Origin of the sequence: Bacillus sp. NTK034 (genome assembly GCF_017303275.1) — a bacterium.
Taxonomy (GTDB): Bacteria; Bacillota; Bacilli; order Bacillales; family Cytobacillaceae; genus Cytobacillus.
Genome location: NZ_JAFKOJ010000002.1, coordinates 635,570 through 660,033, shown reverse-complemented (window position 1 = coordinate 660,033; position 24,464 = coordinate 635,570). Strand labels below are relative to the sequence as shown.

20 protein-coding genes are annotated in these 24,464 nt (G+C 42.5%); 19 read left to right on the top strand and 1 reads right to left on the bottom strand.

Features of this window, described 5'->3' with window-relative positions; all coding sequences use genetic code 11:
• The first annotated feature begins 30 nt into the window (after positions 1–30).
• From leuB to JI665_RS09545, 12 genes are all read left to right on the top strand, one after another.
• The gene (leuB, locus tag JI665_RS09600) at positions 31–1,143 is read left to right on the top strand and encodes a 3-isopropylmalate dehydrogenase (protein ID WP_206839002.1); all 1,113 of its coding nucleotides are present in this window, start codon (positions 31–33) and stop codon (positions 1,141–1,143) included.
• Positions 1,144–1,240: 97 nt separating this feature from the next.
• Entirely contained in the window at positions 1,241–2,656 is a 1,416-nt protein-coding gene (leuC, locus tag JI665_RS09595) for a 3-isopropylmalate dehydratase large subunit (RefSeq protein WP_206839000.1), read from the top strand.
• A 16-nt stretch (positions 2,657–2,672) separates the two neighbouring features.
• Positions 2,673–3,266 carry a 3-isopropylmalate dehydratase small subunit gene (gene leuD, locus JI665_RS09590; RefSeq protein WP_206838998.1) on the top strand — a complete coding sequence of 198 codons (594 nt, stop codon included), beginning with the start codon at positions 2,673–2,675 and terminating at the stop codon, positions 3,264–3,266.
• Positions 3,267–3,367: 101 nt separating this feature from the next.
• Positions 3,368–4,396 (top strand): tetratricopeptide repeat protein, encoded by a 1,029-nt coding sequence (locus tag JI665_RS09585; RefSeq protein ID WP_206838997.1) that lies wholly within the window; start codon positions 3,368–3,370, stop codon positions 4,394–4,396.
• 159 nt (positions 4,397–4,555) lie between these two features.
• Positions 4,556–5,842: a trigger factor gene (gene tig / locus JI665_RS09580; RefSeq protein ID WP_206838996.1), complete on the top strand. Its 1,287-nt coding sequence runs from the start codon at positions 4,556–4,558 to the stop codon at positions 5,840–5,842.
• Positions 5,843–6,358: 516 nt separating this feature from the next.
• Complete coding sequence (gene clpX, locus JI665_RS09575) at positions 6,359–7,624, top strand: ATP-dependent protease ATP-binding subunit ClpX (protein WP_009333167.1); 1,266 nt, start codon at positions 6,359–6,361, stop codon at positions 7,622–7,624.
• 210 nt (positions 7,625–7,834) lie between these two features.
• Entirely contained in the window at positions 7,835–9,502 is a 1,668-nt protein-coding gene (lonB, locus tag JI665_RS09570) for an ATP-dependent protease LonB (RefSeq protein ID WP_206838995.1), read from the top strand.
• Between the two features lie 285 nt (positions 9,503–9,787).
• The gene (lon, locus tag JI665_RS09565) at positions 9,788–12,115 is read left to right on the top strand and encodes an endopeptidase La (protein WP_206838994.1); all 2,328 of its coding nucleotides are present in this window, start codon (positions 9,788–9,790) and stop codon (positions 12,113–12,115) included.
• Positions 12,112–12,693 carry a ribosome biogenesis GTP-binding protein YihA/YsxC gene (yihA, locus tag JI665_RS09560; RefSeq protein WP_206838993.1) on the top strand — a complete coding sequence of 194 codons (582 nt, stop codon included), beginning with the start codon at positions 12,112–12,114 and terminating at the stop codon, positions 12,691–12,693. Before lon ends, yihA begins: the two co-directional genes overlap by 4 nt.
• Positions 12,694–13,020: 327 nt before the next feature.
• A complete protein-coding gene (locus tag JI665_RS09555; RefSeq protein ID WP_206838992.1) occupies positions 13,021–13,803 on the top strand; it encodes a transporter substrate-binding domain-containing protein in 783 nt (260 codons plus the stop codon).
• 80 nt (positions 13,804–13,883) lie between these two features.
• Complete coding sequence (locus JI665_RS09550) at positions 13,884–14,531, top strand: amino acid ABC transporter permease (protein ID WP_206838991.1); 648 nt, start codon at positions 13,884–13,886, stop codon at positions 14,529–14,531.
• Between the two features lie 14 nt (positions 14,532–14,545).
• Positions 14,546–15,283 (top strand): amino acid ABC transporter ATP-binding protein, encoded by a 738-nt coding sequence (locus JI665_RS09545; protein WP_280516076.1) that lies wholly within the window; start codon positions 14,546–14,548, stop codon positions 15,281–15,283.
• 327 nt (positions 15,284–15,610) lie between these two features.
• On the opposite strand, the gene JI665_RS09540 is transcribed toward JI665_RS09545, so the two are convergent.
• Entirely contained in the window at positions 15,611–16,096 is a 486-nt protein-coding gene (locus JI665_RS09540; protein WP_206838989.1) for a LiaI-LiaF-like domain-containing protein, read from the bottom strand.
• 225 nt (positions 16,097–16,321) lie between these two features.
• Here JI665_RS09540 and hemA point away from each other — a divergent pair, with 225 nt between their 5' ends.
• From hemA to spoVID, 7 genes are all read left to right on the top strand, one after another.
• The gene (hemA, locus tag JI665_RS09535; protein WP_206838988.1) at positions 16,322–17,671 is read left to right on the top strand and encodes a glutamyl-tRNA reductase; all 1,350 of its coding nucleotides are present in this window, start codon (positions 16,322–16,324) and stop codon (positions 17,669–17,671) included.
• 14 nt (positions 17,672–17,685) lie between these two features.
• Positions 17,686–18,519, top strand: coding sequence for a cytochrome c biogenesis protein (locus JI665_RS09530; protein ID WP_206838986.1), 834 nt, complete (start codon positions 17,686–17,688; stop codon positions 18,517–18,519).
• Between the two features lie 311 nt (positions 18,520–18,830).
• The gene (hemC, locus tag JI665_RS09525; RefSeq protein WP_206838976.1) at positions 18,831–19,766 is read left to right on the top strand and encodes a hydroxymethylbilane synthase; all 936 of its coding nucleotides are present in this window, start codon (positions 18,831–18,833) and stop codon (positions 19,764–19,766) included.
• Positions 19,763–20,545: a uroporphyrinogen-III synthase gene (locus tag JI665_RS09520; RefSeq protein ID WP_206838974.1), complete on the top strand. Its 783-nt coding sequence runs from the start codon at positions 19,763–19,765 to the stop codon at positions 20,543–20,545. The genes hemC and JI665_RS09520 overlap by 4 nt, the downstream gene beginning before the upstream one ends.
• On the top strand, positions 20,545–21,525 hold the full coding sequence (hemB, locus tag JI665_RS09515; protein ID WP_206838973.1) for a porphobilinogen synthase: 981 nt from the start codon (positions 20,545–20,547) through the stop codon (positions 21,523–21,525). The genes JI665_RS09520 and hemB overlap by 1 nt, the downstream gene beginning before the upstream one ends.
• 54 nt (positions 21,526–21,579) lie before the next feature.
• Positions 21,580–22,866 (top strand): glutamate-1-semialdehyde 2,1-aminomutase, encoded by a 1,287-nt coding sequence (gene hemL / locus JI665_RS09510; protein WP_206838971.1) that lies wholly within the window; start codon positions 21,580–21,582, stop codon positions 22,864–22,866.
• Between the two features lie 319 nt (positions 22,867–23,185).
• Positions 23,186–24,448 carry a stage VI sporulation protein D gene (gene spoVID, locus JI665_RS09505; RefSeq protein ID WP_206838969.1) on the top strand — a complete coding sequence of 421 codons (1,263 nt, stop codon included), beginning with the start codon at positions 23,186–23,188 and terminating at the stop codon, positions 24,446–24,448.
• Positions 24,449–24,464: the final 16 nt, after the last annotated feature.

Sequence of the window (24,464 nt, the reverse complement as noted above, 5' to 3'; positions counted from 1 at the left end):
CAAACAAACAAACAGACGGAGGGATTAAAAATGAAAAAACGTATCGCAGTACTTCCAGGAGATGGGATCGGCAAAGAAGTGGTGAAGGGGGCAATTGAAGTCCTGCAGGCCGTTGGAGAACGGTTCGGACATCAATTCCAATTTTCATATGGCAAAATCGGCGGATCTGCGATTGATGAAGCAGGAACTCCTCTGCCTGATGAAACGCTGGAGCTTTGCAAAGATAGCGATGCGGTCATGCTGGGAGCGGTTGGAGGGCCTAAATGGGACCGGCAGCCTCCCCACCTTCGTCCTGAAAAGGGTCTTTTGAAGATCCGCAAGGAATTAAATCTCTATGCCAATCTGCGGCCAACCCAATATTATTCCAGCCTTTCTGATACTTCTCCTTTAAAAAATGAAGTAATTGAAGGTGTGGATATGCTGATGGTCAGGGAATTAACCGGCGGCCTGTATTTCGGAAAGCCAAGCGAGAGGACCAAGCAAAACGGCAAAGATGCTGTGGTAGATACATTGTTTTATCAAAAAGAAGAAATGCGGCGTGTCATTAAACTGGCTTTTGAACTTGCCGGAAGCCGCCGTGGCAAGGTGACTTCTGTTGACAAGGCCAATGTCCTGGAATCAAGCCGAATGTGGAGAGAGGTAGCAGAGGACATCGCAAAGCAATATCCGGAAGTTGCATTGGAGCATATGCTGGTTGACAATGCAGCGATGCAAATGATTAAAAATCCGAAGCAGTTCGATGTTGTAGTAACGGAAAATATGTTTGGCGATATTTTGAGCGATGAAGCGTCTGTATTGACTGGCTCTTTAGGGATGCTTCCTTCTGCCAGCATTTCTGAAAACGGACCTTATTTATACGAACCAATCCATGGCTCAGCACCGGATATTCAAGGGAAGAATGCAGCCAATCCTATTGCCATGATTTTATCAGCAGCCATGATGCTTCGCTTATCTTTCGGAATGGAAGAGGAAGCTGAAGCGGTTGAGAATGCTGTTAATCAAGTGCTTGAAGCTGGCTATCGAACAAGAGATATTGTTTCATTTGGAAAAAAGGTAGTTACTACTTCTGAAATGATTGAAGAGGTGAAGGCTACCCTTTTGGATAACGAAGCTATTCTAAATATCATGGGGGCTTATGCATAAAAGCTGAAATGATGGCTGGACACAGTTTCAGCTGATTTTAAAAACTGAGACACGGCCTTCATCGGCCGTGTTTCTTTTAAAAAGGGAGTGGAGCAGAATGGGAAAATCAATAATAGATAAGATTTGGGAAAAGCATGTAGTCCACAGGGAAGAGGGAAAGCCGGATTTGATGTACATAGACCTCCACTTGGTGCATGAAGTTACATCCCCTCAGGCTTTTTCCGGTTTAAGAATGAAAAACAGGAAAGTGAGAAGGCCTGATAAAACGTTTGCTACAGTTGACCACAATATTCCTACTGATAACCGAAAAGTCATCAATGATCCTGTTGCATTAAATCAAATGACCACTTTGGAAAAAAACTGCCTGGAATTCGGCATCCCTCTTGCCGGGCTGGATAGTCCTGAACAGGGGATTGTACATGTGATCGGTCCGGAGCTGGGGCTTACTCAGCCAGGCATGACGATTGTTTGCGGCGACAGCCATACATCCACTCATGGAGCATTTGGATCAATAGCATTTGGCATTGGAACAAGTGAAGTGGAGCATGTCATGGCTACCCAGACTTTATGGCAAAGCAAGCCTAAAACATTAAAGCTGGAGATTAATGGCGAGCTGAAAAAGGGTGTTACCGCTAAAGATGTTATACTTTATATTATTGCTCAAAACGGAATTGGCTTTGGCACGAGTCATATTATTGAATATTGCGGGGATGCCATTGCGAAAATGTCAATGGAAGAAAGAATGACGATTTGCAATATGTCCATTGAAGGAGGAGCAAGGGCGGGGCTTGTCAGTCCTGATGAAACGACGTTTGCGTATCTGCAAGGACGGAAGTATGCACCAGAAGGAGCAGAATTTGCGCAAGCGGTCGAGAATTGGAAAGAGCTTGTATCCGATCCTGATGCGGATTACGATAAAACCATTCGAATTGATGCAGCAGATATTGCGCCAATGGTAAGCTGGGGAACGAATCCTTCAATGACTTCCAAAATAAATGAACAGCTTCCAAAACTTGAGGAATGCAAGAATGAGCTTGAACAAAAGTCACTTTCCAGAGCGTTAGATTATATGGGGCTGCAGGAAGGGCAGAGAATTGAAGACATTCAGATTCAGCATGTTTTCATCGGGTCCTGTACAAATTCCCGGCTGGAAGACTTAAAACAGGCCGCGGAAATAATTAGAGGGAAGAAGGTTCATCCTCGAGTCCGTGCACTTGTTGTTCCAGGGTCACAGCAGGTCAAAAAGCAGGCGGAGGCTGAAGGACTGGATCTAATCTTTAAGCAGGCTGGTTTTGAATGGAGGGAATCAGGCTGCAGCATGTGTTTGAGCATGAATAATGATATTGTGCCAAGCGGCGAGCATTGTGCATCAACATCCAACCGAAATTTTGAAGGACGCCAGGGATCAGGGGCCAGAACACATCTTGTCAGTCCATTAATGGCGGCAGCTGCAGCTTTGTACGGACATTTTGTGGACGTAGGTGCTTTGCTTAGTGCAGAAACAGTTCAATAAGAAGGAGGAGAACAAAATGAGCGGATTTAAAACACTGCAAGGGAAAGCTGCTGCTTTAGATAGAGCAAATGTGGATACCGATCAGATTATCCCCAAGCAATTTCTTAAAAGAATTGAGAAAACGGGGTTTGGACAGTACCTATTCTATGACTGGAGATTTACAAAAGATGGTTTGCCAAACCCTGAGTTTGAGTTGAATAAGGAAGAAAACCAGGGTGCCCCTATCCTCATTGCAAATGAAAACTTCGGCTGCGGTTCTTCGAGGGAGCATGCACCATGGGCTTTAGGAGATTATGGCTTTAAAGTCATCATTGCCCCTTCATTTGCTGATATTTTTCATCAAAATTGCTTAAAAAATGGACTATTGCCAATCACTCTTCCGGCTGAAACTGTCGAATATCTGCTAAAGAGTGCTAAAAGCCAGCCGTACGAATTGAAGGTTGATTTGCAGAATCAAGTTATTGAAGATGAACATAATTTTTCAGCGTCATTTTCTATTAATGATTACTGGAAAAAAATGCTGATTAATGGCTGGGATGAAATAGAGATTACCCTTCAATTAGAAAAAAACATTTCAAATTTTGAAGGAAAACAGTTAGCAGTACAGTAAGAATGTGTGAAAGATTCATGGCGGGAAACCATGAATCTTTTTGTTTTTCTGCTGATTCATGCTACACTAACTTCAAAAATATAAGTTGAGGCGGTACTAGCATGGGAAAGCGGGAACGGAAAAAACAAAACAATAAAATAATTCTATTCCCCGGCCTTGAGAAAAGACTGCTGGAAAAAGGGCTTGAGTCCTTTCAGCTGAAAAGGTATCAGGAATCGATCCAGTACTTTGAAGAAGCGAAGGTGATGGATCCTGATAATACCGATGTCCATATCGGGCTTGTTCTGGCATATTATGAAGCGGGAGCTTTGGAAAAAGCGAAAGAACTGGCTAATAAAATGCTCCAGACAGGCATTGGGGATTACATACAAGTAATGGATCTTTATTTAATGATCCTTGTGCAGCTGCATCAATACAGCGAGATTGCAGCAATGATTGAAGTTCTCCTTGAAGAGAGGGAGATTCCGAAGGAGAAGTTTGAACATTTCAGCAGAATGCTTGAGTTCAGCAGAAAGATGGGTGCTTCACCCTCCGAAGCCGAGATTGAAGCACCTGAAATGGAGGAATTCAAGGGTAGAAAGCTCGATCTGTTCTCCTGCCAGGATCAGCATGAACAAATGCAGATTGCTGCACAGCTGGCAGAACATAATATCAGGCCATATATAGAAGATATTAAAGCATACCTTGAAGCAGATGACGGAAATCCTTTCTTTAAAACGATGCTGTTAAATGTGCTTACAGAGCATGAATATGATAAATATGTACCGATTCGGAAGTTTAATAAAATTGTCCGGGTTATTCCTGCTGAACTCCCCCCTGTACATCGGCAGCCGATGCTGTTAAAAATAGTCAATAAACTGGAGATTCAAATTGAGCAGGAAGATCCGGTATTATATGAAAATACAAAGAGCCTTGCAGAAAGGCACTTTTTCCTGTTATATCCGCTTGAAGCCTCACCGGATAATGCTGCGTCCTGGGCGGCGGCATACCATATGCTTTCATATGAGTATCATGGCTTAACCAGTTCTATCAGCAAACTGGGAGATATTTATGAAGCTCCAGATGAGGAAATAGAGCAGGCTCTTGTCTTAATAAGAAAGATAGAAGAAATTTCTTATCCCAATATTTAGCCTTCAATGTTGAAAGACAGAGAGTGTATGTTATAATATAATGGTTGTATTATGTGTATATATACATTTTTTTTAATGGATATGGCTTGAAAACAAGAGATATTCATAACATTCTGTGTTGAATGAAATGACAATAGATTTTTGGAGGGAAATGATTGTATGTCTGCTAAATTTGAAAAGTTAGAAGGGAACCGCGGGGTTCTTACAATTGAAGTAGATGCAGAGAAAGTAAACGAAGGCTTAGACGCTGCATTTAAAAAAGTAGTTAAGCAAGTTAACGTTCCAGGATTCCGTAAAGGGAAAATGCCTCGCGGAATGTTTGAAAAGCGTTTCGGAATTGAATCTTTATACCAGGATGCAGTAGATTATCTTCTTCCAGAAGCCTATGCTAATGCAATTGATGAAACAGGCGTTGAGCCGGTAGATCGTCCTGAAATCGATGTTGAGCAAATCGAAAAAGGAAAAAGCCTTATCTTCAAAGCTACAGTTACTGTTAAGCCTGAAGTAAAGCTTGGCGAATACAAAGGCCTTGAAGTTAAGCCGCTTGAAACAAACGTTACAGATGAAGATGTTAACAGCGAGCTAACTTCACTTCAGGAAAGACAAGCTGAACTTGCCGTTAAAGAAGAAGGAAAAGCTGAAAATGGCGATACAGTTGTTATGGACTTTGAAGGGTTCGTTGATGGCGAAGCTTTCGAAGGCGGAAAAGCTGAGAACTACTCTTTAGAACTTGGTTCAGGACAATTCATCCCTGGCTTTGAAGATCAGCTGGCTGGTACTGCAACTGGAGAATCTAAGGAAGTTGAAGTTACATTCCCAGAGGAATACCATGCTGCTGAGCTAGCTGGAAAGCCTGCAACTTTTAAAGTAACTGTACATGAAATCAAAACAAAACAGCTTCCTGAGCTTGATGATGAGTTTGCTAAAGATGCAGACGAAGAAGTTGAAACTTTGGATGCATTAAAAGAAAAAATTAAAACTCGCTTAGAAGAAAGCAAAAAGCATGAAGCTGAGCACCATGTCCGCGATACTGTTGTTGAAGCAGCAGCAGCTAACGCTGAAATGGAAATTCCAGCTGCTATGGTTGACACAGAAGTTAACCGCATGATGCAGGAATTTGAACAGCGTCTGCAAATGCAAGGCATGAACCTTGAACTGTACTTCCAGTTCTCCGGACAGGATGAAGATGCACTGCGCGAGCAAATGAAAGAGGAAGCTGAAAAACGCGTACGCGTTAACCTGACTCTTGAAGCAATTGCAAAAGCAGAAAACATCGAAGTAAGCGATGAAGAAGTTACAGAAGAACTTAACAAAATGGCAGAAATGTACAACATGTCTGCTGACCAGATCACACAAGCTCTTGGAAGCCTTGAAGGCCTAAAAGCAGATCTTCAAATTAAAAAAGCAGTCGATTTTCTTGTGGAAAATAGCAAGACTGTTGCATAATAGAAGTAGTAGTAAACAAGGCGCGAGTTTATCGTGCCTTGTTTTATACCATCAAGACCATACATAATGAAAATCTCCCTTGTATCTTTTGCCTGGTGAAAAGTTTTACGGCATATTGGACATGGACAGGAATACAAATACATATATAGATAATTTAATTATCGGTCCAAGGGACCGACTTAATTTAGCCATTTTTGGTTAAGCTTATGAAAGTACATATAAAATTCAGCCTGTTTTTTCTTTGCGAAATGCCATCACATGCATGCATACATAATTGGAATGTTTTAAGAGTTATCATTTCCTGTCCACTGTAAAAATGTGTTACAATGCAATACATAACTGCTGAAGGTTTTGATTTTTAAGAAAGTGTGAATTATTAAAGAGGGCATGTTTGCACGTATATTTCACAGAGTCCACTATAATTCCCAACCTTTCTATGGCTGAATAAAGAACTATTTGCATGTGATCTCGCAAGCTTAATATATCGTTTTGAAGTTTTTTCAAGGGGTGAAGGATTTGTTTAAATTTAATGATGAAAAAGGGCAATTGAAATGTTCTTTCTGTGGCAAGACACAGGATCAGGTCCGCAAACTTGTTGCTGGGCCAGGAGTATATATATGTGATGAATGCATTGAGCTTTGCACTGAAATTGTGGAAGAAGAGCTGGGGACAGAAGAAGAAGTGGAATTCAAAGATGTTCCAAAGCCAGCAGAAATCCGCGATATTCTGGATGAGTACGTAATTGGCCAGGATCAGGCTAAGAAATCGTTATCTGTAGCAGTATATAATCACTATAAGCGCATCAATTCCAACAGCAAGATTGATGAAGTTGAACTATCAAAAAGTAATATTGCCATGATCGGTCCGACTGGAAGCGGTAAAACCTTGCTGGCTCAGACATTGGCCCGTATTCTAAATGTTCCGTTTGCAATAGCAGACGCAACATCTTTGACTGAAGCCGGATATGTCGGGGAAGATGTTGAAAACATCCTCCTAAAGCTTATTCAGGCAGCAGATTATGATGTGGAAAAGGCAGAAAAAGGAATCATTTATATCGATGAGATTGATAAAGTTGCACGTAAGTCGGAAAATCCGTCAATTACTCGTGATGTATCGGGTGAAGGTGTTCAGCAGGCTCTATTGAAAATTCTGGAAGGTACAGTTGCGAGCGTACCGCCACAAGGGGGCCGCAAACATCCTCATCAGGAATTTATCCAGATTGACACGACCAATATCCTGTTTATTTGCGGCGGCGCATTTGATGGCATCGAGCAAATTATTAAACGCCGTTTAGGCCAGAAGGTTATTGGCTTTGGATCCGACCAGAATCAAAAAGAAATTGAGCCAAAGGATCTTCTTGCAAAGGTGCTTCCTGAAGACCTGCTGAAATTCGGGTTAATTCCTGAATTTATCGGGCGTCTTCCGGTTATTGCAAGTCTTTCCCAGCTTGATGAAGCTGCATTAATTGAGATTTTAACTAAACCTAAAAATGCACTTGTCAAACAATATCAGAAAATGCTTGAACTTGACGATGTTGAGCTTGATTTTGAAGAAGGCGCACTTGAAGAAATTGCTAAAAAAGCAATTGAAAGAAAAACAGGGGCCCGCGGTCTGCGCTCCATTATTGAAGGAATCATGCTGGATGTAATGTTTGATCTTCCATCGCGCGAAGATATTAAAAAGTGCATTATTACGAAAGAAACGGTTATTGACAATGGTTCGCCAAAACTTGTTTTGGAGGACGGAACAGTTGTAGAAGAAGAGCGCAAGACTTCAGCATAATAAAAAGTGGCCAGCCTTGGGGCATGGCCACTTTTTATGCCTTTCGGAATTTAAAACTTTGTATACTTAGGATTGTCAAGCGCCACCTTTCTCGCGAACAATCGGTGGTGGACAAGACGCTTACTTTTAAATGAATTCCTTGTTTATTCCAACTCAGTCAGGGAGATACTAGCATTATCAACGAGAACAAATAATGCAGGAGGGAACACAATGAGTTGGACGGGGATCGCTTTATTTATCCAATTGTTTTTTGGAATTGTCATTGGACTTTACTTTTGGAATTTGCTTAGGAGCCAGCGGACACAAAAGGTTTCTATCGACCGTGAATCAAGGAAGGAAATGGATGTATTAAAAAAGATGCGTTCCATTTCACTAACTGAACCATTATCAGAAAAAGTTCGTCCAGCCAGTTTTGCAGACATTGTGGGGCAGGAGGATGGAATTAAATCTCTGAAAGCGGCATTGTGCGGACCCAATCCTCAACATGTTATAATATATGGTCCCCCTGGCGTGGGAAAAACGGCTGCGGCCAGATTGGTACTGGAAGAAGCTAAGAAAAATGCAAAGTCCCCTTTTGAGAAAGCTTCTGTTTTTATAGAACTGGATGCTACTACGGCGAGATTCGATGAGAGGGGCATTGCGGATCCTCTGATTGGTTCTGTTCATGATCCTATCTATCAGGGTGCTGGGGCAATGGGCCAGGCGGGAATTCCGCAGCCTAAACAGGGTGCTGTTACAAATGCGCATGGAGGCGTACTTTTTATTGACGAAATCGGTGAGCTTCACCCCATACAGATGAACAAGCTTCTGAAAGTGCTTGAAGACCGGAAAGTATTTCTGGAAAGTGCTTATTATAATGAAGAAAATACTCAAATACCAACCCATATTCATGATATTTTTAAAAATGGCCTGCCTGCGGACTTCCGCCTGATCGGAGCAACTACCAGGACTCCGAATGAAATACCGCCTGCCATTCGTTCAAGATGCATGGAGGTTTTTTTCAGAGAGCTAGCTGAAGAAGAGATTTCAGCTGTAGCAAAAAAGGCTTCGGAAAAGGTTAATCTCACTATTAGTGAAAATGCGCTTGGCATTCTTGCTAATTATGCAAGAAATGGGCGGGAAGCGGTTAATATGATTCAAATCTCTGCAGGTTTAGCGATTACTGAAGACCGAGATTACATAAAAGATGAAGATATTGAATGGGTTGTGCAATCGAGTCAGCTTTCACCGAGAATGGAAAGAAAAATCAATTCCCATTCTGCTGTTGGTCTTGTAAATGGGCTGGCCGTATATGGACCGAACACAGGTGCTTTGCTTGATATTGAAGTTACTGTAATTCCTGCAAAAGAAAAAGGCAGTATAAATATTACAGGCATAGTAGAAGAGGAAAGTATTGGCGGCCAAGGAAAATCAATCCGCAGAAAAAGTATGGCCAAGGGTTCAATTGAAAATGTTATTACTGTTTTGAGATCAATGGGCGTACCGGCTGACGAATATGATATTCATGTCAACTTCCCTGGCGGAGTTCCAATTGACGGCCCTTCTGCGGGCATTGCTATGGCGACAGGGATCTATTCTGCTATTTATAAACGGCCAGTGGACAATACTGTAGCTATGACCGGGGAAATCAGCATACATGGGTACGTTAAGCCAATTGGAGGAGTATATCCAAAGGTGAAAGCTGCCAAAAAAGCAGGAGCACAGACAGTAATTATCCCAAAAGAAAATATGCAATCCATCTTAAAGGAGATAACAGGTATTAAGATTATTCCTGTAACCCATTTGAATGAAGTATTTGATGCAGCGCTGCAAAAAGAGTATCTCAAAGAGCAGGCCATAACCGCTTCAATCGAATTAAAGAAAAAAGAGAGCATATGATGTGTGGCCCAGTAACCCATTCAGGGTTTGTCAGTTATGGAAAAACCGCTGTACAAACGCCTCCCGCTAATCGCGGTCAGAAACTTCGGTTTGCAGTTTAGGCTACAAACCGAAGTTTTATTTGCGTAAAGAAGGATAAAGTGTAATTATAAATGAATATCTTTTTAATACAGGCTTTCAGCAATTTCTCTTTAATAGACACTGCTATTTAAATACGATAGAATTGTACAAAGAAATTATTAGCAATAATGGGGTTAAAAAGATGCATTTTGGAGGTGCAATGGAATGGCGAAAAAGAAAGAAATCATCGTCCCCCTCCTGCCGCTTCGGGGCTTGCTTGTTTATCCGACCATGGTTCTGCATTTGGATGTAGGCCGTGAGAAATCGGTTCAGGCTCTTGAAAAAGCAATGGTAGATGACCATTTAATTTTCTTAACAACACAAAAGGATATATCTATAGATGAACCATCAGAAGATGATCTATATGGAATGGGCACGCTAACACGTGTAAAGCAGATGCTCAAGCTTCCAAACGGTACAATCCGTGTTCTTGTTGAAGGGCTTAAGAGAGCGGAAATCATTGATTTTCAGGAAGAAGCCGAACATTATTCCGTTAGTGTGAAGCTTTTTGAGGATCCTGAGACCAAGGACGTAGAAGATCAGGCATTGATGAGGACCATGCTTGAATATTTTGAGCAATACATAAAGGTATCGAAGAAGATTTCAGCCGAAACGTACTCCTCTGTAGCAGATATAGAAGAGCCGGGGCGCATGGCAGATATCATTTCTTCCCATTTGCCTTTAAAGCTTAAAGAAAAACAGGAAATTCTTGAAACCATTGATGTAAAAGAGCGCATGAACCAGGTTATCGAAATCATTCATAATGAAAAAGAAGTTCTGAACCTTGAAAAAAAGATTGGCCAGCGTGTGAAAAAATCAATGGAGCGAACGCAGAAGGAATATTATTTGCGTGAACAGATGAAAGCAATCCAAAAAGAGCTGGGGGATAAGGAAGGCAAGACAGGAGAAATAGCTGAGCTGACGGAAAAGATTGAAAATGCAGGCATGCCTGAGCATGTCGAGCTGACAGCTTTAAAAGAACTGGACCGATATGAGAAAGTTCCATCCAGTTCAGCTGAAAGTGCAGTTATCCGCAACTATATCGAATGGCTTGTCACATTGCCATGGTCAAGGGCAACAGATGATGACTTGGATATCCTGAAGGCGGAAAGAATTTTGAATGAAGACCATCACGGCCTGGAAAAAGTTAAGGAACGGGTTCTGGAATACCTCGCGGTGCAAAAGCTGACGAATTCCCTTAAGGGGCCGATTCTTTGTCTTGCTGGCCCTCCGGGTGTCGGTAAAACAAGCCTTGCGCGTTCTATTGCAACATCGCTTAACCGCAATTTCGTCCGGGTATCCCTAGGCGGGGTCCGGGATGAGTCTGAGATTCGCGGACATAGAAGGACTTATGTAGGTGCCATGCCTGGCCGCATCATTCAGGGCATGAAAAAGGCAGGGACCATTAACCCTGTGTTCCTGCTTGATGAAATTGACAAAATGTCTTCTGATTTCCGCGGGGATCCTTCATCTGCGATGCTGGAGGTTTTAGACCCTGAGCAGAACCATAATTTTAGTGATCATTATATTGAAGAAACATATGATCTCTCAAAGGTCATGTTTATAGCAACAGCCAACAATCTCGGGACGATCCCTGGTCCGCTGCTGGACAGAATGGAAGTTATCACGATTGCAGGCTATACAGAGCAAGAGAAGATTCATATAGCAAAAGACCACCTGCTGCCTAAGCAAATTAAAGAACATGGACTTTCCAAATCACAGCTTCAGATTCGTGAAGATGGCCTGCAGAAGGTAGTCCGCTATTATACTCGTGAGGCAGGAGTCCGGGGGTTGGAGCGTCAGCTGGCTACTATCTGCAGAAAAACAGCGAAAATTATCGTATCCGGCGAAAAGAAGAAAGTGATTGTGAATAGTAAAAATACTGAAGAGTTTCTTGGAAAGCCTAAATACCGCTACGGTCAGGCTGAGCTTGAAGACCAGGTTGGCGTTGCTACAGGGCTGGCCTATACCACAGTTGGCGGCGACACCCTTCAGATAGAAGTATCCCTTTCTCCTGGAAAAGGGAAGCTTGTTCTTACAGGCAAACTTGGGGATGTTATGAAAGAGTCTGCTCAAGCGGCATTCAGTTATGTTCGTTCAAAGGCTAAAGAACTGGGCATTGATGAGAATTTCCATGAAAAGCATGACATTCACATCCATGTACCAGAAGGTGCTGTTCCAAAAGATGGTCCATCTGCAGGAATTACCATTACAACCGCACTGGTTTCTGCGCTGTCTGGAAAACCAATCCGTAAAGAAGTGGGAATGACAGGGGAGATCACCTTAAGAGGCCGAGTGCTTCCTATTGGCGGTTTGAAGGAAAAATCTTTGAGCGCCCATCGTGCAGGATTGACTAAGATTATCCTCCCTAAAGATAATGAAAAGGATATTGAAGATATCCCCGAAAGCATCAGGGAAGAGCTTGATTTTGTTTTGGTATCACATGTGGACGAAGTCTTAAAACATGCCCTGAATGGCGGTGTTCAAGCATGAAGGTAACCAGCTCAGAAATCGTCATCAGTGCTGTTAAGCCTGATCAATACCCTGAAAGTGATTTGCCGGAATTCGCCCTTGCCGGCCGTTCCAACGTCGGCAAATCTTCGTTCATTAATAAAATGCTTAATCGTAGGGGACTTGCCAGGATATCCTCTAAACCGGGGAAGACACAGACCCTGAATTTTTACCTTATTAACGAAATTCTTCATTTTGTTGATGTTCCAGGCTATGGGTATGCAAAGGTATCCAAAAAGGAACGCGAAGCATGGGGAAAGATGATAGAAACATACTTAACCAGCAGAGAACAGTTAAAAGCAGTTGTGCTGATAGTTGATTTGCGCCATCCCCCTACAAGTGACGATGTCATGATGTACGACTTTTTAAAGCATTATGAAATTCCTTGTATAGTGATTGCTACCAAAGCGGATAAAATACCTAAGTCCAAGTGGCAAAAACATATGAAAATCACGGAAGAAACATTGGATATCGATCCGAATGATCAGATTATTATGTTTTCCTCTGAAACGGGTTATGGAAAAGACAAGGCTTGGTCGGCATTGAAAAGCTTTATGTAAAAAAAAATCCCGCTGCAATGGGCAGCGGGATTTTTGTATTTCTGAATTAAGGTCTTTCCTCCTAGGAGTGCTTTCATTGCAATATTTCGAAGGGGAATAGATTATGGGGTAAAATGGATAAAATGTTTGTCGAAGGGTGAGGAATCTGAAGAATACTGGAGGATATGGAGTCATATTGGAGTTCAAAGAGGGTCAGTTGATGAGAACAGCTTAAATTCTTTAATATCATTAATTATCATATAATATGAATTTTGAGAATATTTTAAAATCATGATAGAGTTAAGGGGCATTTATAAAAGAGAGATACTGAAGGGGGAATTTAGACTAGTGAGACATTGGTTAAAAGGAATTATAGCAGCTGCTTTTGTTTTGGTCCTGGTGGCATGCGGATCAGAGGAAGCGTCTAAAAGCGGAATGGATTTGGTAGACGAAGACAAATTTACGTACGCTGCTTCGGGAGAGTTCAAACCTTTTAGTTATACAAATGATGATGGAAGCATGAGCGGCTTTGATATTGATGTGGCCGAGGCTGTAGCAAAAGAACTCGGGCTTGAGCCGGTTCAGAATAAATTTAAGTTTGGCGGTATTGTCGAAGGTGTGAAGTCCGGCCGTTTTGATGCAGCGGTAGCCAGTCACACCATTACAGAAGAACGTTTGAAGGCAGTCAATTTTTCTACGCCATATTACTATTCCGGCCCGCAAATATATGTGCGTCCAGACAGCAGCGTTGAAACGCTTGCCGATCTCGAAGGCATGGAAATAGCAGTATCCAAGGGTTCTACATACACTTCAAATGCAGAGGAGGTTACAGATAACATCCAGTTCTACGATAGTGATGTCGTCGCCCTGGAGGCCTTGAGCAAGGGAAAACATGATGCTGTCATCACTGACTTCGTAACAGGTAAAGAAGCGATTGGGGCCGGAATGAAAATCGAAGGCAAAGAGCTGCTGGGCCGCAGTGAGCAGGCAATTGCTGTTGCAAAGGATAATAAAGAGCTGCTCGAAAAAGTGAATGAAGCTCTTGAAACACTTCGCGAGAATGGAACACTCACAGAAATCAGCAAAAAATATATCGGTGAAGATATAACAGTTGATCCTGAGAAGGAATAACATTGCGGGCGGATGTGTGACAAACATTCGCCTGTTTTGTTTTTACACATACTGAAATAGCCATCTGAAGGGGGATTTTTGTGGATTTGCTTACAAAGTTTATTGATACATATCCCGTATTTTTAAAGGGAATGCTCTTAACCTTTCAATTAACCATTGTTGCCGTGTTTATTGCTATTTTTATAGGATTGTTTTTTGCCTTTTTAAAGATTTCAAGAATTAAAGTTCTGGAATGGATTGCGGACATCTATATTTTCCTTGTCAGGGGAACGCCTCTTGTTGTCCAGATTTTTATCTTCTATTTCGGATTGACAGCATTGGATATTTCACAGTTTTGGTCGGTTGTTCTTGGACTTGCTTTTCACAATGGTGCCTATATAGCCGAAATTTTCAGGGGCTCTATTCAATCCATAGATAAAGGACAAATGGAAGCAGGGCGATCGCTGGGTATGACTGCTGGCCTTGCAATGAGAAGGATCATTCTTCCTCAGGCTTTCCGCCGGGCTATGCCGCCTCTGGGCAATCAATTTATCATTGCTTTGAAGGATTCATCACTTGCTTCTTTTATCGGCATGTACGAGCTCTTTAACGTAGCCACGACATACGGTTCTAATGAATATGACTACATGAGCTATTTGCTGATCGTAGCTGTTTACTATTTAGTACTTGTACTTATTTTCTCCATCCTTGTAAATATGATTGAGAAAAGAATGGCAAGCAGTGATTAAGGGGGGATCAAGGCATGAGTGAATCGTATATGATTAAGGTGGAAAAATTGAACAAATCATTCGGGGATCTTCACGTACTAAAGGACATTGACATAACAGTGAAAGAAAGTGATGTTGTTTGCCTGATCGGTGCAAGCGGGTCCGGAAAAAGCACACTTCTCCGCTGTTTAAACTTTCTTGAATTAAAGGACAGCGGCAATATCATTTTTGAGGGTGAAAAGGTTGAAAAAGATACACACGATTTAAATAAAGTAAGAGAAAAAGTAGGAATGGTTTTTCAGCACTTTCATTTATTTCCTCATATGACTGTTCTCGAAAATGTGATGGAAGCACCTTTACATGTGAAAAAGCTTCCAAAGGATCAAGTGAAAAAGGATGCCCAGGAACTATTAAAAAAAGTCGGACTTTCTGATAAGGAAAACGTATATCCATCAAAACTTTCAGGCGGACAAAAACAGCGTGTGGCCATTGCAAGGGCACTGGCAATGAAGCCTGATATCATGCTTTTTGATGAGCCGACATCTGCACTTGATCCGGAGCTTGTGGGGGAAGTGCTTTCCACAATGAAAGAGCTGGCTCTTGAAGGGATGACTATGGTCGTCGTTACTCATGAAATGGGCTTTGCAAGAGAAGTAGCAGATTGGGCTGTCTATATGCATGACGGAAAAATTGTAGAGGTGGGGCATCCGGAGGATCTGTTTAACAATCCAAAAGAACAGAGAACCAAAAATTTTCTGGATTCGGTTCTCTAAACAGTTTGAATGGTAAAAGACAGGGAAAAGCTAAATATCCCTGTCTTTTATTTTTGGATGTTTTCGAAAGGTTTGTTGCTTTATGTACCTTATTTACTGAGTTGATTGTAGCGGAAGGCGAGATCCTCGAAAATGGTTTCGCATTTTCTTCGTGCGGTGTTTACTCAAGGAAGCTTATTCAAAGTCCTGCGGGAGTAGCGGGACAGGTGAGACCCCACAGACACAGCGTCGAGGAGGCACACCGCCCCGCGGAAAGCGAGCATCCTGGAGCGGAAATCAACGGACAACATTAATAGGCCAAAAACAACAATATATACGAAAAGAGCCTTATTTTTTCTTTGATAATAAAAAATATAATCCAATTAGCATTAAAAGAATCGGCCATAGCTGCCAAACATCAGAAACACCACTTTCCAGCAGTCCCATCCACTCTGCTACCCTGTCATAAAAAAGAAGCAATGCGGCAAGAATTAAAAATAAGATACTCTGGAACAACCCTGCCCCTGTTTTCTGATGCCGAAGGAGGAAGCCGAGAGCTATTATCAGAATGAATGTTCCGATGTGATCCGGCCAAATTTCCAGGCGTTTCACCACATGAAAGTGCAGGCCAAATCCGGTTAAAATGACACCAGGCAATATGGAATCATAATCTCTTGCACCATATCCCTGAATTAAAAAGGCTGCTCCGACAATAATGAGAAGAGTCGGCCAGGAATAAAAAGGCTGTAAGGCAGTAAATCCGCTCTGCTGCAGGAAAAAGTATGCACCAAATCCGAGTAAAATAATTCCTGGGAAAATACGCTGATTTTTCATAAAAAACACCACTTCCAATAAGGTTCACTTGAATCCGGCAAGTTTTTTTGTTACTGTACATAAGGGAGTATTTGTCTATTTAGGAAACCCAGGACTGGGCTCCTTTTTAAAATATAGTACCATATGTGTTCAATATCTGTTCACATTTAAGCATTAATTGAAATAATAGAAATGATATAATTAATATTAATGAACTAGGCAATAATTCTGGGGGTGTCAATTTCAATGCATATCTTGGTCGTCGGTCTAAACTATAAAACTGCCCCTGTTGAAATCCGTGAACGTCTAACCTTTAATCCTTCACAATTGGGCGAGGCAATGCAGACATTAAATGACAAAAAAAGCATTTTAGAGAATGTCATTCTGTCTACATGCAATCGGACCGAAATTTATGCAGTTGTGGACCAGCTACATACTGGCCGCTATTATATAAAGGAATTTTTGGCAGAACATTTCAATATGGATCAGAGCGAATTTTCTCCATTCCTATTTATTTATGAAGAGGATGGGGCCATTGAGCATCTATTCAAGGTAGCATGCGGCCTTAACTCCATGATCCTTGGCGAGACACAGATTTTAGGACAGGTAAGGACAAGTTTTCTGGAGGCTCAATCAGAAAATACAACCGGAACAGTCTTCAACCACTTGTTTAAGCAGGCAGTAACGCTTGCTAAGCGGGCACACTCTGAAACGGAAATAGGGGCAAATGCAGTATCTGTCAGCTATGCAGCAGTGGAACTGGCAAAGAAGATTTTTGGCTCTCTCGAAAAGAAACATGTTCTTATTTTAGGAGCGGGCAAAATGGGTGAGCTGGCAATCCAAAACCTTCATGCCAGCGGAGCCAGTAAAGTAACAGTTATTAACCGTACATTTGAAAAAGCGCAGGATCTTGCAAGCCGGTATGCGGGCCAGGCAAAAACATTGCATGAGCTTCAATGTGCCCTTGTTGAAGCTGATATTTTAATCAGCTCTACTGGGGCCAAAGAGTTTGTTGTCACGAAGGATATGATGGCTTACGCAGAAAAAATGCGCAAAGGCAAGCCTCTATTTATGGTGGATATTGCTGTCCCAAGAGACCTGGATCCGAAATTGGCTGATCTGGACAGCGTTTTCCTATATGATATCGATGATCTTGAAGGCATTGTTGAAGCAAACCTTCAGGAGCGTAAAAAGGCAGCCCAGAAGATTCAGCTGATGATTGAAGGGGATATTGTTGAATTCAAGCAATGGCTGAACCTGCTTGGTGTTGTTCCGGTAATTTCCGCCTTGCGTGAGAAAGCACTGGCTATACAGAGTGAAACCATGACAAGCATTGAAAGAAAGCTGCCGCATTTGAGTGATCGTGATAAAAAAGTGCTGAACAAGCATACAAAGAGCATCATCAATCAGCTATTAAAAGATCCTATTTTACAAGCTAAAGAAATGGCTGGACAGAAAGATTCCGAACAGGCATTAGACTTATTTGTAAAAATCTTTAATATAGAAGAACTTGTTTCAGATCAGCAGAACGTGCACGCAGCAGCCAAAACAAAGCACGCATTCGCTCAATCACCGCAGACTTCCTTTCAATCGTAAAAGGGGTCCTGTCCATGTCTGACATCTATATGACACGGCTGCACGAATTAACGGTGGTTCTGTATGCCCTATGTGTCTTATTATATTTTATTGATTTTCTTCACCATAACCGGAAGGCGAATAGGATTGCCTTCTGGTTACTTGCATTTGTATGGGTGCTTCAAACGGTGTTCCTGATACTTTATATGATTAATACAGGAAGGTTCCCTGTATTGACCATTTTTGAGGGCCTATACTTTTATGCCTGGGTGCTTATCACTCTTTCTTTGGGAATTAACAGGCTGCTCAGAGTAGATTTTATCGTCTTTTTTACAAATGTTCTCGGCTTTATCATAATGGCGATCCATACATTCGCACCTGTTCAGATTGATTCGGCTGTAAAAGCACAGCAGCTCATCTCAGAACTTCTGCTGATTCATATAACAGTTGCAATCCTTTCATATGGAGCATTCTCGCTTTCCTTCGTATTTTCCCTGCTTTATCTGATTCAATATGATTTGCTCAAAAGGAAAAAATGGGGAACGCGGCTGCTCCGGATAACGGACTTGTCAAAGCTTGAACATATGTCCTATGTATTAAATGTAATCGGTGTACCTATGCTGATGATAAGTTTAATTTTAGGAATCCAGTGGGCATATATTAAGTTGCCCTATATGGTCTGGTATGACTCCAAGGTGATCGGTTCATTCATTGTCCTTGCTTTATATAGTATTTATCTCTATATGAAAGTTGGAAAGGGCCTATATGGAAAATCTTTAGCCCTCTGGAACTTGGCATCATTTTTAATTGTATTAATTAACTTCTTTTTGTTTGGCAAACTTTCATCTTTCCATTTTTGGTATTCCTAGAAAAGCGGAGGCGACTGTTCAGCCCCGACAAGCATAAGATGGGCTGCGGCCGCGGCGCAGGTTGCCGCAGAGCAGAACAGCTTATGACCTCGAGGGGCTAGGAGCCGCAGCTGGACATATCAAAGAAAAGCGGAGGCGACTGTTCAGCCCTGACAAGCATAAGATGGGCTGCGGCCGCGGCGCAGGTTGCCGCAGAGCAGAACAGCTTATGACCTCGAGGGGCTAAGAGCCGCAGCTGGAAAAACAGTAAAGAAAAGCGGAGGCGACTGTTCAGCAGGAGCCAAAGATAGACATATTTGCAGGAGGCAGTCATGAGAAAAATTATCGTAGGTTCAAGACGAAGCAAGCTGGCACTAACTCAGACAAATTGGGTGATCAGCCAATTGAAAAGCATTGACCCGTCCTTTGAGTTTGAGGTGAAGGAAATTGTCACGAAGGGAGATAAAATTCTTGATGTTACCCTTTCGAAGGTCGGAGGAAAAGGATTATTCGTAAAGGAAATAGAGCAGGCCATGCTTGACGAAGAAATAGATATGGCTGTACATAGCATGAAGGATATGCCCGCTGTTCTTCCGGCAGGCCTGACAATCGGCAGCATTCCTGAAAGGGAAGACCATCGGGATGCCCTTATTTCAAAAGGGCATATAAAACTGAATGACTTAAAGGAAGGATCTATTGTAGGAACAAGCAGCCTGCGCAGAGCGGCGCAATTGCTCGCACAGCGTCCGGATCTGGAGATTAAGTGGATCAGAGGAAATATTGATACCAGATTATCTAAACTGGAAACGGAAGAATATGATGCGATTATCCTTGCAGCAGCTGGTCTCTCCAGAATGGGCTGGGCAGCTGATGTTGTTACAGAATTCCTGGAGCCGGAAGTTTGTGTGCCGGCTGTTGGCCAGGGGGCACTATCCATTGAGTGCCGTGAAAGTGATAAGGAGCTTCGGGCATTGCTGGATAAATTCACATGCTCTGAGACGAATCAGACAGTACGTGCTGAGCGTGCGTTCCTTCATAAAATGGAAGGCGGCTGCCAGGTTCCGATTGCAGGCTTTGCCACAATTAATGAAACGGGTGAAATGGAGTTAACCGGACTTGTAGGTTCCCCTGATGGAAAAGTGATTTATAAGGAGACCCTGACAGGTTCTGATCCTGAAGAACTTGGTGTTCAGATGGCAGTCAAGCTTACTGAACAGGGGGCCAAAGAGCTGATTGACAGGGTTAAAGAGGAGCTTGACGGGCAATGAAACAGACTTCCCCTTTAGAAGGCATGACTGTTTTAGTGCCAAGAGGGAAAAATCAGGCTCACTCCTTTTCAGCTCTTATCCAAAGCTATGGGGGGATACCTGTTGAGATCCCCTTGATTGCTTTCGAGCCTTTGGAGGATAAGGAAGTTTTATTTCAAGCCCATAAGCGGATTCACACGTATGATTGGGTGATTTTTACAAGCAAAATAGCTGTGGATGCTTTTTTTGAAAATCTGAGTCTGGACGGGCCTTTCCCTAACATAGCGGTTATCGGAGAGAAGACTAAGAAATTGCTTATGGATAAGGGATTAAAGGTGCAGTTTATGCCCCGGGAATATGTTGCTGAAGGGTTTGTTGAGGATTTTTTGCCATTTGTAGAAGAAGGAATGAAAGTATTAATCCCCAAAGGGAATCTGGCACGTGACTATATCGCAGCCTCCCTTTCGGAAAATGGTGCAGACGTTGATGAAATCATTGTTTATGAGACAACTTTTCCACGTGAAAGCATTGATCTGATAAAAAAACAGCTTTCTGGAACCGGGTTAGATGTCCTTCCTTTTACCAGCCCTTCCACAGTGGATCATTTTATAGGGGCTTTAAAGGAGCTTGGATATCAGAATGCTGTTAAAGACAGTGTGGTGGGCTGCATCGGGCCTGTGACTAGAGATCGCGCAAATGCCTACGGGCTGCAGGTTCATGCGGTTCCTGAAGAATATACAGTACATAGCATGCTAAAGAGCATTATTAGCTACTTGGCAGAAATCAGGAGGGAAATATAATGGATCTTCAATTTAATAGACATAGACGCCTTCGCAAAAGTCCGAATATGAGAGCGCTTATCCGTGAGAACTTCTTGCGTACAGAGGATTTAATATATCCGATTTTCGTGGCAGAAGGAGACGGCATTAAAAGAGAAATCCCTTCAATGCCGGGAATATACAATTTGTCGCTTGATCACCTTGAAGAGGAAATGAATGAGGTTGTTTCTCTTGGAATAAAATCGGTGCTCTTATTTGGAATACCGAAAGAGAAAGATGCATGCGGGCAGCAGGCTTATCATGATCATGGAATCGTACAGGAAGCTACAAGATTTATAAAAGCTAGATATCCGGAAATTATCGTAATTGCTGATACATGCCTTTGCGAGTATACCGATCATGGCCATTGCGGGTTGATTGAAAATGGAGAAGTGCTGAACGATGCATCCCTCGAACTGCTTGTGCAGACAGCTGTCAGCCAGGCTAAAGCAGGAGCAGACATAATTGCCCCGTCAAATATGATGGACGGATTTACAGCAGCCATCCGTGCTGGTCTCGATGAAGCCGGATTTGAAGATATCCCGGTTATGTCTTATGCGGTTAAATACGCTTCTGCATTCTACGGTCCTTTCCGTGATGCAGCTGACAGTACGCCTCAATTTGGCGACCGAAAAGCATATCAGATGGATCCTTCCAACCGCATGGAAGCCATGCGCGAAGCTGAATCTGACTTAATGGAAGGGGCAGACTTCCTGATTGTTAAGCCGGGAATGCCTTATCTGGATATAGTTCGGGATGTTAAAAACAACATCAACCTTCCGATTGTGATTTATAATGTGAGCGGTGAATATTCAATGGTTAAAGCGGCTGCACAGAACGGCTGGATCGATGAACAGAAAATCGTCATGGAAATGCTCACAGGCATGAAGCGTGCAGGAAGTGATTTAATTATTACTTACCATGCGAAAGATGCGGCAAGGTGGATTAAGGAACAGTACTAATAATATGATGTCTTAGTAATTGAAAATTTCTTATTAAACGAAAAGAGGGATGACATGCGCTCTTACGAAAAATCTGTCAAGGCTTTTAAAGAGGCAAGCGAATTGATGCCTGGAGGAGTAAACTCCCCTGTACGTGCCTTTAAATCAGTTAATATGGATCCCATTTTTATGGAACGCGGACGAGGCTCTAAAATCTACGATATCGATGGAAATGAATATATTGATTATGTTTTGTCCTGGGGCCCATTAATCCTCGGCCATACTAATGAACGTGTGGTCGAAGGTATTAAGAAAGTAGCTGAAATGGGGACAAGCTTTGGAGCTCCTACTGAAATCGAGAACGAGCTTGCCAAGCTGGTCATTGAACGCGTGCCTTCCATTGAAGTGGTGCGAATGGTTTCATCCGGAACAGAAGCTACTATGAGTGCCCTGAGGCTTGCCCGAGGATATACCGGCCGAAATAAAATCATGAAATTTGAAGGCTGCTATCATGGCCACGGTGATTCCCTTTTAATTAAAGCTGGTTCTGGTGTAGCAACCCTTGGGCTGCCTGACAGTCCAGGTGTTCCAGAAGGAGTTGCCAAAAATACAATTACGGTGCCTTACAATGACCTAGAAAGCGTAAGATATGCCTTTGAGCAATTCGGAGATGATATAGCAGGTGTGATTGTGGAACCGGTAGCTGGAAATATGGGAGTCGTTCCTCCTCAGCCAGGCTTCCTTGAAGGCTTAAGAGAAATTACAGAACAAAACGGCTCACTGCTTATTTTTGATGAAGTAATGACTGGTTTCCGCGTCGGCTATAATTGTGCGCAGGGCTACTTTGGAGTGACACCGGATATTACATGTCTCGGAAAAGTTATTGGCGGTGGGCTCCCAGTTGGTGCATATGGCGGAAAAGCGGAAATTATGAAGCAGATTGCACCAAGCGGTCCAATTTACCAGGCAGGAACACTATCTGGAAACCCTCTTGCCATGACTGCCGGCTTCGAGACTTTAAGCCAGCTGACTCCACATTCCTACAAAGAATTTGAAAGAAAAGCTGACAGATTGGAAGAAGGGCTTAAAGCAGCTGCTGAAAAATATGATATCCCGCACACCATTAACCGTGCAGGATCCATGATTGGCATCTTCTTTACAAATGAAAATGTTATTAACTATGAAAAAGCCAAAACATCCAACCTGGATTTCTTTGCAGAATACTACAGGGAAATGGCAAACCAGGGAGTCTTCCTGCCGCCATCCCAATTCGAAGGACTCTTCCTCTCAACTGCACACACTGATGAAGATATTGAAAAAACAATCCAGGCAGCTGAAAAGGCATTCTCCAAATTAAAATAAGCAAGACCTGACACTCATCAGATTTGATGAGTGTTTTTTTATGACCTTATAATTATGGTTATTTGAGTCTTTATGTATCGTTTGAAAGAATCCCCTTTACTGTTGCTGGATTCAATAGACTGTGATTATGCAAATTTTTATTTTGCACGGTGTTGATTGGAGTGGAAGGCGCGATAAAAGTCTAATCCAAGGAATTTTTTCTAAATCAATCTAAGTTTCCCTCAGAGCGCTATTTTTCTAATCATAAAGTATCCTAATCCCTCATAGGATTGTTAATGACATAGTGATTAAACGTAAAGATTCGAAGGGAGGAGTCGCTTTGTCTCAGGGGAATCCATCGTGCTTACGATTTTCTTTAGAAGAATCAGTATGGTTTCAAAAAGGACAGGAAGTATCGGACCTGATTTCCATCTCGTTAGACCCCAATATAACAATTCAGGAAAGCGATCAATATGTAACGATCCAGGGAGCTCTTGAACTGGCAGGTGAGTATAGACGCAGCGATGAAGAAGCATCTGAGGAAGAACAAGAGGATTTGGCAGTCACCAAATTCGTTCAGACAGTTGAAGAAAGAGGAGAAGGAGTTTGTGAATTCAAACACTATTTTCCTGTCGATATCACTATTCCAAATAATAGAATCCAAAGCATCTACGATATTGACGTTGCGGTAGAGTCCTTCGATTATGTTCTGCCGGAACGAAGCTGTATGAAATTGACAGCAAATTTAACCATAACCGGATTGTATGGCGATCAGCAGCATGTTCCTGTTCAAGAATGGGAGGAAGAAGCTGAAACTGAAACGGAAGAATTAGAGCCTCTGTACAGGTCTTCTGCAGCGGCAGAGGAGATAGAGGAAGAAGAAATAATTCAGCAGGAATGGCCTTCATATCAGCTAGAAGAACAGGAGCAGGAGGAAGAGGAAGAGGAAGAGGAAGAAAGAGAGGAAAAGGTATACGCTGGCAACGAGGAAGATATACAGGAAGAGGAGCCTCAGGAAGAGCAGCCAGAAACAGATGAGGTATATATTCCATTTGAGGCGGAAGCAAGAAAGCAGCCAGAAGTGGTAGAGCAAGAAGTGATTAAAACGTCAGTGCCTGCAGCCCTCGAAGTTAAACAAGAGCAGCCAGAAGAAGAACAGACGCCAAAAACTGCACCGGAAATATCTTTTTCTTCTCAGCGCAATGAGGAGGAAGCACCGCCAACCGCACAGGAAATCTATCAAATGACGGAAGCATCAGAATCAGATAGTCCTTCCTTTGAAAAGAAGCCTGTTCAAGCGGCTGCACAGGCAGCTCATGAGGAAACAGAGGAATCCTCATCCTCTTCAGAACAGGAAGCTAAGAAGAAGAAACTCTCCAAGAAGAAAAGCATGTCGTTAACAGAGTTCTTTGCCCGGAAAGAAGAGACAGAGGAACATGTTAAGCTCAAGGTTTGCATTGTGCAGAACGGCGACACAATTGATGCCATTGCTGAAAGGTATGATATACCAGCCCAGCAGCTATTACGGGTGAATCATCTTGAAATCAATCAGGATATTTATGAAGGGCAAGTGCTGTACATTCCTGTTGCGGTAGCCCATTAAATGGTTAAAAGGCTGA

Coding starts and splice junctions, on each gene's coding strand:
- hemA (WP_206838988.1), top strand. CDS start 16,322: ATGCATATCTTGGTCGTCGGTCTAAACTATAAAACTGCCCCTGTTGAA.
- leuC (WP_206839000.1), top strand. CDS start 1,241: ATGGGAAAATCAATAATAGATAAGATTTGGGAAAAGCATGTAGTCCAC.
- tig (WP_206838996.1), top strand. CDS start 4,556: ATGTCTGCTAAATTTGAAAAGTTAGAAGGGAACCGCGGGGTTCTTACA.
- hemL (WP_206838971.1), top strand. CDS start 21,580: ATGCGCTCTTACGAAAAATCTGTCAAGGCTTTTAAAGAGGCAAGCGAA.
- lon (WP_206838994.1), top strand. CDS start 9,788: ATGGCGAAAAAGAAAGAAATCATCGTCCCCCTCCTGCCGCTTCGGGGC.
- yihA (WP_206838993.1), top strand. CDS start 12,112: ATGAAGGTAACCAGCTCAGAAATCGTCATCAGTGCTGTTAAGCCTGAT.
- leuB (WP_206839002.1), top strand. CDS start 31: ATGAAAAAACGTATCGCAGTACTTCCAGGAGATGGGATCGGCAAAGAA.
- hemB (WP_206838973.1), top strand. CDS start 20,545: ATGGATCTTCAATTTAATAGACATAGACGCCTTCGCAAAAGTCCGAAT.
- JI665_RS09520 (WP_206838974.1), top strand. CDS start 19,763: ATGAAACAGACTTCCCCTTTAGAAGGCATGACTGTTTTAGTGCCAAGA.
- JI665_RS09540 (WP_206838989.1), bottom strand. CDS start 16,096: ATGAAAAATCAGCGTATTTTCCCAGGAATTATTTTACTCGGATTTGGT.
- JI665_RS09585 (WP_206838997.1), top strand. CDS start 3,368: ATGGGAAAGCGGGAACGGAAAAAACAAAACAATAAAATAATTCTATTC.
- JI665_RS09530 (WP_206838986.1), top strand. CDS start 17,686: ATGTCTGACATCTATATGACACGGCTGCACGAATTAACGGTGGTTCTG.
- lonB (WP_206838995.1), top strand. CDS start 7,835: ATGAGTTGGACGGGGATCGCTTTATTTATCCAATTGTTTTTTGGAATT.
- leuD (WP_206838998.1), top strand. CDS start 2,673: ATGAGCGGATTTAAAACACTGCAAGGGAAAGCTGCTGCTTTAGATAGA.
- hemC (WP_206838976.1), top strand. CDS start 18,831: ATGAGAAAAATTATCGTAGGTTCAAGACGAAGCAAGCTGGCACTAACT.
- JI665_RS09545 (WP_280516076.1), top strand. CDS start 14,546: ATGAGTGAATCGTATATGATTAAGGTGGAAAAATTGAACAAATCATTC.